Consider the following 14,140-nt stretch of genomic DNA (forward strand, 5'->3'; position numbering starts at 1 on the left):
GGGAGAGGCGCTTGGGGTCCCCCCTCCCCACCGGGGTCTCAGGTGGTTAGCCCTTGTAGCCGGCGCAGGGGCTGCCGGCCAGGCCCTGGAGCGTCGTGATCGTGGTGTCCGAGGCGGCGAAGTCCACGTCAGCAGCCGGCTGGTGCAGGAACCCGCTACTAACGAGCCCCGCCATGTCGTGCGGGTACTTGGTGTTCTGCGCGTATGCGGCTTCTGCCGCAACCGACACCGTCTTGACGTCTGCCTTGCAGGCGGACTGGGCGCCCCGGTCCTGGATGCCGTTGACCGCGAAGACGACGATGCCGGACAGGATGCCGAGGATGACGATGACCATCAGGAGTTCGATCAGGGTGAAGCCGGACTGGTTCTTGCGGGCTTCGTGGATTCGGTTGAGCATGATGTGTTTCTCTTTCTGTACAAAGGGTTTGATGGTTTGTGGGCGTGCTACGCGGAGGGCGGATCGCGGCTGCACCTCCCGTCGCTTGCGGCGAGGGAGGCCGCGAGTTCGCGGATCGCCTGGCTGACGGGGTGGTCCGGGTAGCCGACGGTGATGGGTTCGCCGCGATTGATCGAGGCGGGTACGTCGGTCCAGTTGGGGAGCTGGATCGTGATCGGGCTGCGGAGCAGCTGATCCACGTCGGCGACGGTGAGGCCGTTGCGGCTGTCCGACCGGTTGACGACGACCGACCGCGAACTCGCGTCGTACAACAGGTCGAGGATGTCGAGGGTCAGTCGCAGGTTCTTCAGCGACGGCCGTTCCGGCGTCGCGACCAGCACCTGGTGGTCGGCCGCGTCGAGCGCCGCCAGTACCGACGCGTCGAACTGCGCCGGGGTGTCGACGACCACGTAGTCGTACGCCTCCGGCAGTACGCGCAGCAGCTCGTCGACGAGGGCGTGGGGGATCTGGGCGGCTTCTCCCGGCCCTGTCGGAGCCAGGAGACAGTCGAAGTTGGGACGGTACGGCGTCATCAGTTCGGGCAGCTGGTCGGTGGTCAGGGCGCCGGCCCAGCGGACGGCGTCGCAGAGGCCGCGTTCGGCGCGGAGGCCGAGGACGCATGCGACGTCGCCGAACTGCAGGTCCAGATCGACCAAGCAAACGCGCCGGGTACCGAGGGCGCACAAGGTGACGGCCAGATTCGTGGCCACGGTTGTCTTTCCGCAGCCGCCCTTGGCGGCAAAGACCGTGATGACACGCCCACTCGGCATTTCGGCACCCCCCGCCGCCACTCTGTGTCACTCCATTACGGAGTAAAGAGTGTCGATCTGCGGGAATCCGTCACAGCGGGTGAAAGGACGACACCCTGTCAGCCGAACGGATGACAGGTGTCAGGTGAGGGCGGTGTGGAGGCGGAGGGCTACTTGGATGTCCAGGGTTCGTTCTGGGGATTGCCAGGAGGTGCCGAGGAGGGTGGTGATGCGGTCTAGGCGTTGTTGGACTGTGTTGGGGTGGAGGTGGAGGGTTGTTGCGGCGCGGGTTGGGCTTTGGCCGGCGGCGAAATAGGCCTGCAGGGTGCCGATGAGGTCGGTGCCGCGTTGGGTGTCGTAGTCGAGCACCTGGCCGAGTACGTGCCGCACGTGCATGCGTACGTCGACCTCGGACGCTCCGACCAGTCCGGCCACGCCTAGGTCGTCCGGAGTTGCCGCCTCGCTCGTGCGGCCCAGGCGGAGCATCGTGGTGACAAGTCGTACGGCTTGCCGGTGGGCCTCGACCAGCGGCTCTCCCCACGACGCAGGTCCTGTCACCGCGATCGTGACTCCGGTGCGCTTTGCGAGCTCAGACAGATCTGCTGCCGTGGTTCGAGTGAACAGCAACACCAGGTCTCCACCGTACGGACCGGAGAGCACCAGGCGGTCTTCTAGTGGAGCAGACAGCCGCGCGCGTACACCGGAGTGGTCGCCGCGGCACACCGCGACGACTAGACGGTCGTGTCTGTGCTGTGGCGCGAGTAGACGGAGCCGGTCGGTCAGGGTGCGTGGGTCGGCGCTTCCACTGAGCACGTCGGCCAGCAGATCCGCCTGTGCCCGTTGGGATTGCTCAGCGGCCTGCCGGCGGAAGAGTAGTACCAGCGCAGTGACTACGGCTGCACGCTCCACGATGCGTTGGTCAGCACCGGACAGGTCGTCGGCGCCACCAATGACCAGTGCGCCGAGCCTCTCGCCCTTGGCTGTCGCTGCGACGACCCAGCAGTCACCGCTGCGAGTCAAACGACCAGATACCGACTCCTGCCAAGGAACAGGTGCGCCGGGAACCTGTCCAGCGTTGGCCAGCTCGTTGCCGCTGGCATCAACCAGTACGACCCACACGTCCAGCAGCTCGGCCAGGGCCGCAGCGATCGCATCTACGTCGCCACCGGACAGCACGATCCCAGCAAAACGGTCATGCGCAGCTGCTGCGTGTTCCACGCCCGCATGCGCCGCAGAGAGCTGTTCCAATGCGGCCGCGGTTTCAGCCGCGGCTCGCACTTGGACGATCGTCACAGCAGCCAGGGCTGCCATCGAGCCGAGCAGCGAGACCTCATCGCGACTGAAGGGGCGCCTGGTGCGGTTGGAGGCGAACAGGACGCCCACGAAAGCTCCGTCGACGATCAGCGGCGTTCCGCAGATCGCCACAAGACCTTCGTCGCCTACGGCGTGGTCGATCGCAGTCGTGTGGCGGAACCGCTGGTCTGTTGGGTAGTCCGCGGTCCAGTACGGCTTGTGGGTCTCCGCGACCAGGCCGCCGAGTCCAGCGCCGAGCGGGAGCCGGACCTGCTGGAACTCCGCCGACACAGACCCGTCCGTCGCGCGCATGTACGTGTCTCCACGCGCGGGGTCGTACAGAGTCAGATAAGCGACGTCCACACCGAGCAGACTGCGGGTGCGGTGCACGATCGTGCCAAGTACCGCTCCTGGGTCCCGGGCGGACGCCAGCTCTCGGGCTACGTCGACCAGTGCGGAAAGCTCGGCCTCACGCTTCTTGCTGGCGTCTATGCCGGCCCGGATGCGCAGGGCGAGGTCGCGTGCTACCGCGTCCTCGCCCGCCGCCCGGGCCAGTTCGCTCCCGGGCGCGTCCTCTGCCAGCAGGCGCAGGAGCTCCTCCATGGCCTACAGGGTAGTGAGGTCCCGGCGATGCGTTTCGGAGTACGACGTGACCGCGACGATCGAGATCACCGCGCAGACCGCGACGTAGACGGCGATCGCGTACCCGGAGTCGTACGCCTTGAGCAGGGCGACCGCGATGAACGGGGCGAGACCGCCCGCGATGATCGAGGCGAGCTGGTACCCCACCGAGACGCCGGAGTACCGCACCCGTGTCCCGAACAGCTCGGTGAAGAACGACGCCTGCGGTCCGTACATCGCACCGTGCAGCACCAGCCCGACCGTGACGGCAAGCGCCGCCAGGGCGAAGTTCTTGGTGTCCACCAGCCTGATGAACAGGAAGCCCCACACCCCGACGCCGATCGCACCGATCAGGTACACGGGCCGCCGGCCGATACGGTCCGACAGTGCACCCCACAGCGGGATCGCGAAGAAGTGCACGGCCGCACCGATCAGTACTGCGTTCAGTGCGAACGACTTGCCCATCCCGAGGTGTTCCTTGGCGTAGGTCGCGATCACGATCGTGAAGATGTAGTAGCTGACGTTCTCCGCCATGCGTGCGCCCATCGCGGTCAGTACCTCGCGCGGGTAGCGGGTCAGGACCTCCAGCAGCGGCATCTTGTCGGCCGGCTCCTGCTTGGCCTGCGCCTGCTTGAAGACAGGCGACTCCTCGATCCGCAGCCGTACCCACAGCCCCACCAGGACCAGTACTGCGGACAGCAGGAACGGAATGCGCCAACCCCAGCGGTTGAAGTCGGCGTCCGACTGGAACGCGGCCAGCCCGGCCAGTACGCCGTTGGCGATCAGCTGACCCGCCGGAGCTCCCGCTTGCGGCCAGGACGCCCAGAAACCACGCCGTGCCGGATCACCATGCTCCGACACGATAAGAACCGCTCCGCCCCACTCCCCGCCCAGTGCGAATCCCTGGACGAGCCGGAGGACTGTCAGCAGTACCGGAGCGAGCGCACCGACTTGGGCGTACGTGGGGAGCAGACCGATGGCGAAGGTGGCGAGCCCCATCATCAGCAGGGACAGCACCAGCAGCTGCTTGCGTCCCAGGCGGTCTCCGAAATGCCCGAAGACGACACCGCCGATAGGGCGTGCGAAGAAACCGACTGCGAAGGTAGCGAAGCTCAGCAGCGTTCCCGTGAGCTGCTCGCCCTTCGGGAAGAACAGGTCGCCGAACACCACCGACGCGGCGACCCCGTACAGGAAGAAGTCGTACCACTCCACCGTCGTACCGACGAGACTGGCGCCCACCACCCGGACTATCGACGTACGGGTGCGGACGGGATCTGTGGCTGTCATTGGGCGGACTCCTCAGTTAGTGGGCGGTCCAGCCGCCGTCGAGTACGAACGAGCTCCCCGTGATGGAGGCGGAAGCGGGGCCGCACAGCATGGCCACGAGCTCCGCCACTTCGGCCGGTTCGATCAGCCGCTTCACCGCGACCGGCTCGAGCAGGACCTTGTCCAGTACCTCTGATTCGGACAGACCGTGGGTCGCGGCCTGGTCCGCCAGTTGCGCGGTGACGAGCGGCGTGCGCACGTACGCCGGGTTCACGCAGTTGCTGGTCACCCCGTGCGCCGCACCCTCCAGTGCGACGACCTTGCTGAGGCCTTCGAGCCCGTGCTTCGCCGCGACGTACGCCGCCTTGAACGGGCTGGCCCTGAGCCCGTGGACCGAGCTGATGTTCACGACACGGCCCCAGCCGGCGCCGTACATGTGTGGCAGCGTCTGGCGGATCAGCCGGAATGGGGCCTCCAGCATGAGGCGTACGAGGTAGCTGAACCGCTCCGGTGGGAACTGCTCGACCGGTGCGACCTGCTGTACGCCTGCGTTGTTCACCAGGATGTCTATGTCTGCCGGAAGGTCCTGCAGACGCTCCAGGTCCGACAGGTCGGCTACTACGGTCTCGACACCCTCCAGAGCGTCGAGACCGGCCTGGTCCAGGTCGACGGCCACCACGTGGACGCCGTCCGCTGCCAGGCGCTGGGCACAGGCGGCACCGATACCGGACGCTGCACCGGTGACGAGGGCTCGACGGGTCTCCATGGCGGACGACTGTAGGAATCCGAGCCCGCGGGGACTATGGGATGAGCCCACATATCCGGTGTCCGCGGTGTGGGAGGGTGCGCCACTTATCCACAGGCGGGGCTATCAAGGCAGCGCGGCACGATAGCTGGACCTATTGTTGAAACATGGTCGATATCGAACAGCCGAAGCAGAAGGCCGCCGGCGTGCCCGCCGTGCTGTCGTCGTTCAAGTTCGGTCTCCGCGAGATGGGCGCGGTCCGCAGTACGCGCACCTTCCTGAAGATGAACCAGGACCGCGGCTTCGACTGCCCCTCCTGCGCCTGGCCGGACCCGGAGCACAAGCACACCGCCGAGTTCTGCGAGAACGGCGCGAAGGCGGTGGCCTGGGAGGCGACCCGGAAGCGGGTGCCGCGGGAGTTCTTCGCCGCCACCTCGGTCGCGGACCTGGACCGGATCTCCGAGTTCGACCTCGGCAAGCTCGGCCGGATCACCGAGCCGATGCTGCTCCGGTCCGGCGCCACGCACTACGAGCCGGTCGGCTGGGACGAGGCGTTCCAGGTCGTCGCCCGGCACCTGAAGGCCCTCGCCGACCCGAACGACGCCGTCTTCTACACCTCCGGCCGGACCAGCAACGAGGCCGCGTTCCTGTACCAGCTCTTCGTCCGGGCGTACGGGACGAACAACCTGCCCGACTGCTCGAACATGTGCCACGAGTCCTCGGGTACGGCGCTGTCGAAGGTGATCGGCAGCGGTAAGGGCGCGGTCACGCTGAAGATGCTCGAGGAGTCCGAGCTGATCGTGATCGTCGGGCAGAACCCGGGCACCAACGCGCCCCGGATGCTCACCCATCTCGAGATCGCCAAGCGCAACGGCGCCTCGATCGTGTCGGTCAACCCGTTGCCCGAGCCCGGCCTGATGCGCTTCATGAACCCGCAGAAGCCGCGCGGCCTGGTCGGTAAGGGGACCCAGCTCGCCGACCAGCACCTCGGCATCCGGATCGGCGGCGACCAGGCGCTGTTCCTTGCCCTCGGCCACCTCCTGCTCGAGGCCGAGGCGGCGCACCCGGGCACCGTACTGGACAAGTCGTTCGTCGATTCGCATACCAGCGGGTTCGAGCTGTACGCCAAGCACAACGCCGAGCTGGACTGGCCGGCCGTCGAGCAGGCGACCGGGCTGCGGCGCACCGAGATCGAGGAGCTCGCGCAGCGCTTCATCACGTCGAAGGCGACCGTGGTGTGCTGGGCGATGGGGCTGACGCAGCACCGCGAGGCGGTCGCGACGATCAGCGAGATCGTCAACGTGCTGCTCCTACAGGGCAACATCGGCAAGCCGGGCGCGGGCCCGTGCCCGGTCCGCGGGCACTCGAACGTCCAGGGCGACCGCAGCATGGGGATCTGGGAGAAGATGCCCGACGCGTTCCTGGACCGGCTGGACCACGAGTTCTCGATCACCTCGCCGCGCGAGCACGGCGTCGACGCCGCGGCGACGGTGAAGCGATTGCGGGACGAGGACGTCCGCGTGTTCTTCGCGATGGGCGGGAACTTCGCGTCCGCGACGCCGGACACCGAGGTCGTACATCGCGGGCTGCGCGCGTGCGATCTGACCGTGCACGTGTCGACCAAGCTGAACAGGTCGCATACGATCACCGGCCGCGAGGCGCTGATCCTGCCGACGCTCGGGCGTACGGACCACGACCACACCGCCGCGGGACCGCAGTCGGTGTCGGTCGAGGACTCGCAAGGCGCTGTCCACCTGTCGAAGGGGAACCTGATTCCACCGGCGCCGGAGATGAAGTCCGAGATCGGGATCGTCTGCGGGCTGGCGCAGGCCGTCGTGCCGGACGTCGGGGAGATTCCGTGGGCGGACTTCGCGGACGACTACAGCCTGATCCGGCAGCGGATCGGGCGGGTCGCGGAAGGGTACGAGAACTACGAGGACCGGCTGCGGGCCGGGGACGGCGGGTTCCTGCTGGCGCATGCGGCGCGGGACAAGCGGGAGTTCAAGACGTCGGACGCGCGGGCACAGTTCACCGCGAACGACCTGACCTGGTTGCCGACTGCGCCTGGCCGGTTGTTGCTGCAGACGTTGCGCAGCCACGATCAGTTCAACACGACGATCTACGGGCTCGAGGACCGGTATCGCGGGGTTCACGGGACGCGCGAGGTCGTGTTCGTACATCCGGACGACCTGGCGGAGCTCGGGCTGAAGGACGGTCAGTACGTCGACATCGTGAGCGAGTTCGAGGGGGTTGAACGGCGGGCGCCGCACTTCCGGCTGGTGTCGTACCCGACGGCGCGCGGGTGCGTGGCGGCGTACTACCCGGAGACGAACGTACTCATGTCGGCCGATGACCTGGCGAAGGGCAGTAATACGCCGGTCGCCAAAGGCCTCACCGTCAGGTTGGAGCCGCGCAGCTGAGGACGTCAGCCCAACCAGGAGCCGACGCCGTCCCAGGCGTACTCGAGTTCGTCCGCGACAGCGGGATCCGGCAGGCGGGACGCGACCTGAGCCAGCGCCGTACGCATCGCCCGCATGCCGCCGTGCGCGTCCAGTTGGGCACCGAGCTCGCGGGCACGGGCCTCGCCGGGGCCGGCGTCCAGGTAGTTCTCGGCCTTGCCGATGTCCGTCAGTTCCTGGACGACGGCCTCCAGGTCCAGGTCACCCGTCGGTTGCGATGCGTCCACCGTGCCTCCCTGGCGTTCGTCGGTCGGCGACCTGCCGTTTGACCCACGGTTGAAGTATCGCGAGTACGAGGGCCACCGCGGCGCTGGTCAGCCAGAGTCCCCGCGGGCCGGCGGTCTCGAGGAGTTGGGTGACCGTGAGCGGGGCGATCGTGGTCGCGATCCCCCAGCTCAGGCCGAAGATCGCCAGGTATCGGCCGCGGGCGTTGTCGGGCGCGAGTCCCGAGGCCTGGGTGAGGTAGCGGGTGAGGAGGAAGAGGTCGCCAAGGCTCCAGAGGACTGAGGCGAGCAGGAAGACCGGCAACGTGTGAGCGACGGCGCTGACCAGCAGGCCGGCGGCGAGCAGTACGTACCCGATCGCAATCGATCGGAAGTCGTCGAGTTTCTGGACGCGGAGGAGACGCTGGGCGACGATCAGGACCAGTGCGGAGACTGCGAGAATCACGCCCGTACCGGACTTGGGAATGCCCTGCTCGAGCAGCGTCAGCGGAATGCCGACGACGAGCTGCATGTAGATCGTCGCGAAGACCGTGCCACTTGCCAGCAACAACAAGAGCCGTCGATCCCGCCAGGCAGATCCGTCATACCCACGTCCACTCTCCACCCCTGTGTCCACACCTGCGCCGGCATCTCGTCGTACGTCGGCCGGCAACGCGAGCGCGACCAGTGTGGCGCACGAGAGGCAGGTGACGGCGTCGGCCACGAAGAGCCAGCGCAGGTCCCAGTGGCTGATCGCGGCGGCGAGCAGACCGGCGAGAACTCCCGCACCGGCCAGTGCCGCGCTGTAGAGACCGTACGCAGCAGGACGGTCCTCGGGCGACGTGACGTCGGCGATCATCGCCTGGCTCGGCGGCTCGTAGATCTCGAACGCGAGGCCCAGCAGAACGGTCGCGAGTACGGCGGACCACAACGCGTGGCTCAGCGCGATCCACAACTGGGCGACGGCGCACCCGGTCAGGCCGAGCACGATCGTCCGGCGCCGGCCGAGCCGGTCCGCCAGCTGGCCGCCGAGCAACCGCGACGGGATCGTCGCCGCGCCGAACACCGCGAGGATCAACCCGGTCTGGCTGAGCGACGCCTTGAACTCGACCGTCAGGACCACCCCGAGGAACGGCAGCGTGAACGCGCCGATCTTGTTGACCGCCCGCGCGGCGACCAGGATCCAGACAGTTCGGGAGATTCTGCCGCTCGCGGTGACGACGCTCATCCTCGTACCCCCATGACTGTCTAAGTGGCTATGATCGGTCACGCAAGCCTGAGCCTACGGAGGGATCGCATGACTGGTCAAGTGTCTTTTGATAGTCATGCCCGGAGTGTGCTGGCGGCGTCGGTCGAGTACGTCAACCGCCTGACAGCGGGCTACGCGGGCGGTACGCCATACGCGGCGCCGGCCGACGACCCGGAATCGGTCACGGCTGCGGTGGCGGACGCGCTGACCGCGATCGGGTACCCGCCGAGCGCGCGCCCGCCGCTGGACGACTCCCGCCGCCTGGTCCAGCTCGCCCAGCGCATGCGGGTCGTCTTCGAGGCCGCCAACGCCGGGGACCTGGACGCGGCTGCCACCGAGATCAACGCGCTCCTGCTCGACACCAATGCCCGCCCGCAACTGGACCGCGGCCGGGACCGCCCCTGGAGCCTCCACTTCCACGGCCCCGACGAACAACTGGCGAACGGCTGGGCAGCCGGCTGCGCCGCAGGCCTCGCCCTGGCAGTAGGCAGCGACCTGGCCGGCCGCCTAGGCGTCTGCGCAGCCCCCCACTGCGACCGAGTCTTCGTAGACGTCTCCAAGAACGGCCAACGCCGCTTCCACTCCCCCCAATGCCAAAGCCGAGTAAAAGCCGCCGCCCACCGAGCCCGCCAGACCGCTACCGAGTGAGGACCGGACTGGCCGGGTCCTCGTTGTGGACAACCAGATCTGCTGACTCGGCTGGGTGGACCTCGGAGACGTAGAGCTGTTCGCCTGGGATGTAGCGGGTGCGGTAGCGCTCCTCGGCTGCTGCGAGGGAGGGCATCCATGCGGCGTCGCGGTTGGCGCCTCGGTGGAGGACGGTTTCGAAGGGGACGTGTACGTAGATGCGGAGGTCCCAGTAGTTGTTCAGTTCGGGTCGTTGCAGGAAGCAACCGTCTGCGATCAGGATCGCTTGGGGTGAAGCGGTTCGGATGGGTGTGTCGAGGACGGTGACGGCGTTGGACTCGCGGATTGCGGCCGTGTAGCGCCGGTTGCCACCGGGACCGAGCGGCTCGAGCAGGCGGGCGCGGATCGCTTCGTTGTCATAGACCTCGTAGTAGTAGCTCTCCGGCGATTCGAGCGGGTACGTCGTACGCAACTCCGGCGCCCGCTTGAAGTGGTCGACCTCGGCCCGGATCACCTCCCGCCCCGTACGCCCCCGCAGTACGTCGGCCAACTCGTCCGCCAACGTCGTCTTCCCAGCCGCCGAACATCCATCCACCGCCACCCGCACCGGATGCGCCCGTTCAACGGCCAGCACCTCGGACGCCAGCTTCTGCAGGACGCGAGCCCGGATGCGGTCGCTGATCATCGGAACAATTTCGTCGCCCACAGCCGTAAAACTTCCGGAAAGCCGATCATCCCGCAACCACGCGACCCACCCGAGTGGTTCGGGTGGGCCGCCGTGGGTACGCCGGTCAGCCGACCGGGGTCAGTTCGCGTTCGGGGGACGGAGGGAGCGTGGCGTGCTTGGGGGACTTGGGGCGGAGCCACTTGGGGGCCCACCAGTTGGTGTCGCCCAGGAGGGTCATGATGCTGGGGAGGACTACCGCTCGGATGATCGTGGCGTCGATCAGGATTGCGACTGCGAGGCCTACGCCCAGTTGCTTCATGTCCAGGGTGCTCAGGGTGGCGAAGACTGCGAAGACGCCGATCATGACGGCGGCCGCGCTGGTAACCACGCCGGCTGAGCCTGTGATGCCTTCGGCGACGGCCTGGCGGGTTGGTACGCCGCGGAGGACGGCCTCGCGGATTCGGCTTACCACGAAGACGTGGTAGTCCATCGAGAGGCCGAAGAGCACTACGAACAGGAAGAGCGGGAGCCAGCTCACCACTGAGCCGTTGGAGCGGAAGTGCAGCAAGCCCTCGGCCCAGGTGTTCTGGAAGACCGCTGTGACGACTCCGTACGCAGCCCCGGCGCTCAGTAGGTTCAGGACGATCGCGGTGACGGCTACGACGACCGAGCGGAACGTCACCATCATCACGATCATCGTCAGCAGCAGCACGAAGCCGATCACCAGCGGCAGCTTGGCACGGGTGTGGGCTGCGTAGTCCACGTCCGCCGCCACGAACCCACCGACGGCGTACTCGACTCCGGGCACCTTCCCGACCGTCTCCGGCATCAGCTCCTTGCGCAGCTTCGCCAGCGAATCACGGGCTTGCTGACTACCACCCTCGTACGGCGTAGCGACCTCCAGCGTCGCGACCGTACCGTCCTTCGAGAAGCGCGGCTCCTCCAGACCGTCCGACGCGAACAGCTTGTCGCCCTTGGTCTTCTGCTGAAGCTCCGCGAGCGCGGCCTTCACCGCGGGCAGCTCGTTAGCGGGGGCTCGTACGGCGACCTCGTGGCTCGTACCCGTACTAGGGAACGCGGCCGTCAACCGGTCGTACGCCTTCATCACCGACGTGGTCCGCGGCAGATCCTCGGTACCGGGGAACTTCAGCGTCATGCCCAGCGCTGGCGAGGCGACCGCGAGCAGGGCCGTGACGGCGACGAGCAGCGTGGCGACCGGGTGCTTCAGCGCGGGCTTCAGTACGGTCGGCCAGAACCGCGGCCGGCGGTTGCTGGCGGTCAGCCGCCACAGCACCGGAATGCGCGGGCGGTCCACCCAGCGGCCGAGCTTTGCGAGTACGGCGGGCAGTACGGTCAGCGAACCGACAACGGCCACCGCGACGACGAGGATCGATCCGACCGCGAACGACGAGAACACCGCGTCCCGGGCCAGGAACAGTCCGGCCATCGAGATGATGACTGCCGTACCGGACACCACGACCGCGTGGCCCGAGGTCGCCGCGGCGATCTCGACAGCGTCGACGTGGCCGCGGCCCTTCGCGCGTTCCTCGCGTTCACGGCGCAGGTAGAAGAGTGAGTAGTCGACGCCGACCGCCATACCGATCAGCAAGATCACGCTGTTGACCGCGTCGACTGCCGGTACGAGCTGCGACGCCGCGGCCGAGAGACCGATGGCGGCTGCGACGGCGGACAGCGCGAGCAGTACTGGTACCGAGGCGGCGATGAGCGCACCGAACGCGATCAGCAGGATCGCCAGCGTCACCGGCAGGCTGAACATCTCGGCCCGCTTGAAGTCCTTGCCCAGCGTCTCGTTCAGCGCCTTGCCGATCGAGAGTCCACCGACCTCCTCGATCCGGAGGTTCGGGTACTGCTGCTGGACCTTCGCGGTGGTGTCGAGCAGCGGCTGGACCCGGGCGTTGTCGTCCGCACCCTCCGCCGCGTCCTTCAGCGTCACCCGGACGATCACCGCGTCGTTCTTCGGCGACGGCATCGGCTGACCGACCTCCGCGACCCCACCGAGGGCGCGCATCTGCTGGATCACCGTGCCGGCCGCCTTCGTCGCGGCGGCGTGGTCGAGCTGCCCGGACGGTGCCGTGATCAGCACACTCTCCACGTCCGGGTCGTCGAAGTTGCCGGACTTGACGATGTTGTCCGCCCGGGTCACCTCGCCGATGTTGCCCTCGTCGGTGGACTTCTTGGTGCCGGTCACCGAGCCGAGCGCGAAGCACGCGGCCACGACGACCACCCACATCGCGATCGCCCGCCACGGATGGGTGGCGCTCCAGCGCGCCGCCCGCACCGTGATCTGTCCCCTGGCCATACCTTCCCTGCCCCTCTGCGCCCCCACCGGCGGCGCCCCACCCAGCGCACCTGGCGTGGCACTGGCTACGGGACAAAAGCCTCGCTGGCAGGCACCGGCCAGGACTATGCAGGAAGCCCCCTAGTCACCCCTGGGGCAGGCCCCACCCCACCCTTTCCCGTACGCCGTACGCCGCCGGGGTGATCGGACCTCAGAAGTCCTCGAAGTCCAGCGAGGCGGCCGCCGACACACCCTCGAGGTAGCCCTCGGCACGCTCGGCCTTGGGGTAGCGGTGGACCAGGTCCCAGAAGTTCGCGTTGTGGGCCGGCTCGATCAGATGGGCCAGTTCGTGGACCAGGACGTAGTCCACGACCCAGGCCGGCATCGACTGCAGCCGGGTGCTCAAACGGATCGACCGGTCCGCCGGAGTGCAGGATCCCCACCGTCTGTTTTGGTTCGAAACCCACCTCACAGACGCAGGTTCGGGCACTTCGGGGAGGTGACGACACGCGAGTTCGTGTGCTCTGGCCAACAATTTTTCGTCCGACACGCGCGATCGGCTGCGCTGCTTGTCCAGCCGCGCCAGCATGGTCTCGACCCAGCGCGCCTCCTCGGCGGCGGACAGCCGGTCGGGCATCAGTACGACCACCCGCTCACCGTCGCGGTACGCGCTGACCGTGCGCTTGCGGCGCTTGCTGCGGCGGATGTCCACGTACGGCGGGATCGGGCGCGGTGGGGAGTCGGCCATGGCTCAAAAATGTACCCCCCGAATCCGACAACTTTCTTCCGCGCACAGCCTGTGAATTTGTGTTTCCGCAGGTCAGACGCCAGATCTTGAACCCTCCGACCCCGGTTGTTCACACCGTGTTCCCCCGCCCGTCCACAGCGCCCGGCGGCGCGTCCCACAGGTTGCGCACAGAGTTATCCACAGGGGTGGACAACCTGGGCTTGCCACCGCCGCCGCGGCCTCCTAGCGTCGTCTGCAACAGGCTCCCGGACCGCCTCCGGGGCTGCTCGGAGGGGAAGCCGAGTGGCTCCGGAGGCGGCTCACCGGGAGCCTGTTCCGCGCCACCGAAAGTTTCGGTAAGGGTTTTCCCAGGCGGCCTGACGCGGCACGCGGACCGCCAGGTGCGCTTGAGCCTGCGGAAAGCTGCCGTAGGGTGAATCCCGACTGGGCCGAACGGCCTACGGCAGGACGGTCTGCCGTTAGCATCCAACGACTGCCCGGGGCCAGACCCCCGGGCTGGAATTCAGAGCAAGGAGAGGGCCCTCATGGCAGAGACCTGGAGCGGCGAGTTCTACTGCGTCAAGTGCAAGGCCAAGCGCACCGCCGACGGCGAGGTCAAGGTCAACGACAAGGGCACGCGCATGGCGAAGGCCAAGTGCCCCGAGTGCGGTACGAACCTGAACCGGATCCTCGGCAAGGCCTGACGCACCACGTAGCACCAGTAGGACCGAGCAACACCAGTAGCACCGCGGAGGCGGTGCCCGGCATCCCGCCGGGCGCCGCCTCTCGCCTTGAAAGC

At 67.7% G+C, this 14,140-nt stretch carries 13 protein-coding genes; 3 read left to right on the forward strand and 10 right to left on the reverse strand.

What is annotated here, in order from left to right:
• Nucleotides 1-46 precede the first annotated feature (46 nt).
• The 5 genes from ACFYRU_RS01475 to ACFYRU_RS01495 all read right to left on the reverse strand — a co-directional run bounded on the left by ACFYRU_RS01475 (nt 47) and on the right by ACFYRU_RS01495 (nt 5,131).
• Nucleotides 47-397 carry a type II secretion system protein gene (locus tag ACFYRU_RS01475; RefSeq protein ID WP_387651739.1) on the reverse strand — a complete coding sequence of 117 codons (351 nt, stop codon included), beginning with the start codon at nt 395-397 and terminating at the stop codon, nt 47-49.
• 47 nt (nt 398-444) lie between these two features.
• Nucleotides 445-1,206 carry a CpaE family protein gene (locus ACFYRU_RS01480; RefSeq protein WP_387651742.1) on the reverse strand — a complete coding sequence of 254 codons (762 nt, stop codon included), beginning with the start codon at nt 1,204-1,206 and terminating at the stop codon, nt 445-447.
• 120 nt (nt 1,207-1,326) lie between these two features.
• The gene (locus ACFYRU_RS01485) at nt 1,327-3,081 is read right to left on the reverse strand and encodes a helix-turn-helix domain-containing protein (protein WP_387651744.1); all 1,755 of its coding nucleotides are present in this window, start codon (nt 3,079-3,081) and stop codon (nt 1,327-1,329) included.
• Nucleotides 3,082-3,084: 3 nt separating this feature from the next.
• Nucleotides 3,085-4,386 (reverse strand): MFS transporter, encoded by a 1,302-nt coding sequence (locus ACFYRU_RS01490; RefSeq protein WP_387651747.1) that lies wholly within the window; start codon nt 4,384-4,386, stop codon nt 3,085-3,087.
• A gap of 16 nt (nt 4,387-4,402) precedes the next feature.
• The gene (locus ACFYRU_RS01495) at nt 4,403-5,131 is read right to left on the reverse strand and encodes a 3-hydroxybutyrate dehydrogenase (RefSeq protein ID WP_387651750.1); all 729 of its coding nucleotides are present in this window, start codon (nt 5,129-5,131) and stop codon (nt 4,403-4,405) included.
• 146 nt (nt 5,132-5,277) lie between these two features.
• Between ACFYRU_RS01495 and ACFYRU_RS01500 the strand changes: the two genes are divergently transcribed.
• Entirely contained in the window at nt 5,278-7,530 is a 2,253-nt protein-coding gene (locus ACFYRU_RS01500) for an FdhF/YdeP family oxidoreductase (protein WP_387651753.1), read from the forward strand.
• Between the two features lie 5 nt (nt 7,531-7,535).
• Here the strand turns inward: ACFYRU_RS01500 and ACFYRU_RS01505 are convergent, their stop codons facing one another.
• Both ACFYRU_RS01505 and ACFYRU_RS01510 read right to left on the reverse strand, forming a co-directional pair.
• On the reverse strand, nt 7,536-7,796 hold the full coding sequence (locus ACFYRU_RS01505) for a hypothetical protein (protein WP_387651755.1): 261 nt from the start codon (nt 7,794-7,796) through the stop codon (nt 7,536-7,538).
• The gene (locus ACFYRU_RS01510) at nt 7,771-9,000 is read right to left on the reverse strand and encodes an MFS transporter (RefSeq protein ID WP_387651758.1); all 1,230 of its coding nucleotides are present in this window, start codon (nt 8,998-9,000) and stop codon (nt 7,771-7,773) included. The genes ACFYRU_RS01505 and ACFYRU_RS01510 overlap by 26 nt, the downstream gene beginning before the upstream one ends.
• Nucleotides 9,001-9,069: 69 nt before the next feature.
• Here ACFYRU_RS01510 and ACFYRU_RS01515 point away from each other — a divergent pair, with 69 nt between their 5' ends.
• Entirely contained in the window at nt 9,070-9,669 is a 600-nt protein-coding gene (locus ACFYRU_RS01515; protein WP_387651761.1) for a CGNR zinc finger domain-containing protein, read from the forward strand.
• Here ACFYRU_RS01515 and ACFYRU_RS01520 read toward each other — a convergent pair.
• From ACFYRU_RS01520 to ACFYRU_RS01530, 3 genes are all read right to left on the reverse strand, one after another.
• Nucleotides 9,659-10,333, reverse strand: coding sequence for a uridine kinase (locus ACFYRU_RS01520; RefSeq protein WP_387651764.1), 675 nt, complete (start codon nt 10,331-10,333; stop codon nt 9,659-9,661). The genes ACFYRU_RS01515 and ACFYRU_RS01520 overlap by 11 nt on opposite strands.
• A gap of 106 nt (nt 10,334-10,439) precedes the next feature.
• Nucleotides 10,440-12,635 carry an MMPL family transporter gene (locus ACFYRU_RS01525; protein WP_387651765.1) on the reverse strand — a complete coding sequence of 732 codons (2,196 nt, stop codon included), beginning with the start codon at nt 12,633-12,635 and terminating at the stop codon, nt 10,440-10,442.
• 190 nt (nt 12,636-12,825) lie between these two features.
• Nucleotides 12,826-13,362, reverse strand: a complete 537-nt coding sequence (locus tag ACFYRU_RS01530) for a YgjP-like metallopeptidase domain-containing protein (RefSeq protein WP_387651768.1) — start codon at nt 13,360-13,362, stop codon at nt 12,826-12,828.
• Nucleotides 13,363-13,886: 524 nt separating this feature from the next.
• Here ACFYRU_RS01530 and ACFYRU_RS01535 point away from each other — a divergent pair.
• Nucleotides 13,887-14,045: a DUF5679 domain-containing protein gene (locus ACFYRU_RS01535; RefSeq protein ID WP_012922897.1), complete on the forward strand. Its 159-nt coding sequence runs from the start codon at nt 13,887-13,889 to the stop codon at nt 14,043-14,045.
• The last annotated feature ends 95 nt before the right edge of the window (nt 14,046-14,140 follow it).

Source organism: Kribbella sp. NPDC004536 (assembly GCF_042873835.1).
Lineage (GTDB): Bacteria > Actinomycetota > Actinomycetes > Propionibacteriales > Kribbellaceae > Kribbella.

What these genes read in the sequence shown, in the direction of transcription:
- ACFYRU_RS01475 (WP_387651739.1), bottom strand. Translation starts at nt 397, where the DNA reads ATGCTCAACCGAATCCACGAAGCCCGCAAGAACCAGTCCGGCTTCACC.
- ACFYRU_RS01480 (WP_387651742.1), bottom strand. Translation starts at nt 1,206, where the DNA reads ATGCCGAGTGGGCGTGTCATCACGGTCTTTGCCGCCAAGGGCGGCTGC.
- ACFYRU_RS01485 (WP_387651744.1), bottom strand. Translation starts at nt 3,081, where the DNA reads ATGGAGGAGCTCCTGCGCCTGCTGGCAGAGGACGCGCCCGGGAGCGAA.
- ACFYRU_RS01490 (WP_387651747.1), bottom strand. Translation starts at nt 4,386, where the DNA reads ATGACAGCCACAGATCCCGTCCGCACCCGTACGTCGATAGTCCGGGTG.
- ACFYRU_RS01495 (WP_387651750.1), bottom strand. Translation starts at nt 5,131, where the DNA reads ATGGAGACCCGTCGAGCCCTCGTCACCGGTGCAGCGTCCGGTATCGGT.
- ACFYRU_RS01500 (WP_387651753.1), top strand. Translation starts at nt 5,278, where the DNA reads ATGGTCGATATCGAACAGCCGAAGCAGAAGGCCGCCGGCGTGCCCGCC.
- ACFYRU_RS01510 (WP_387651758.1), bottom strand. Translation starts at nt 9,000, where the DNA reads ATGAGCGTCGTCACCGCGAGCGGCAGAATCTCCCGAACTGTCTGGATC.
- ACFYRU_RS01515 (WP_387651761.1), top strand. Translation starts at nt 9,070, where the DNA reads ATGACTGGTCAAGTGTCTTTTGATAGTCATGCCCGGAGTGTGCTGGCG.
- ACFYRU_RS01520 (WP_387651764.1), bottom strand. Translation starts at nt 10,333, where the DNA reads ATGATCAGCGACCGCATCCGGGCTCGCGTCCTGCAGAAGCTGGCGTCC.
- ACFYRU_RS01525 (WP_387651765.1), bottom strand. Translation starts at nt 12,635, where the DNA reads ATGGCCAGGGGACAGATCACGGTGCGGGCGGCGCGCTGGAGCGCCACC.
- ACFYRU_RS01530 (WP_387651768.1), bottom strand. Translation starts at nt 13,362, where the DNA reads ATGGCCGACTCCCCACCGCGCCCGATCCCGCCGTACGTGGACATCCGC.
- ACFYRU_RS01535 (WP_012922897.1), top strand. Translation starts at nt 13,887, where the DNA reads ATGGCAGAGACCTGGAGCGGCGAGTTCTACTGCGTCAAGTGCAAGGCC.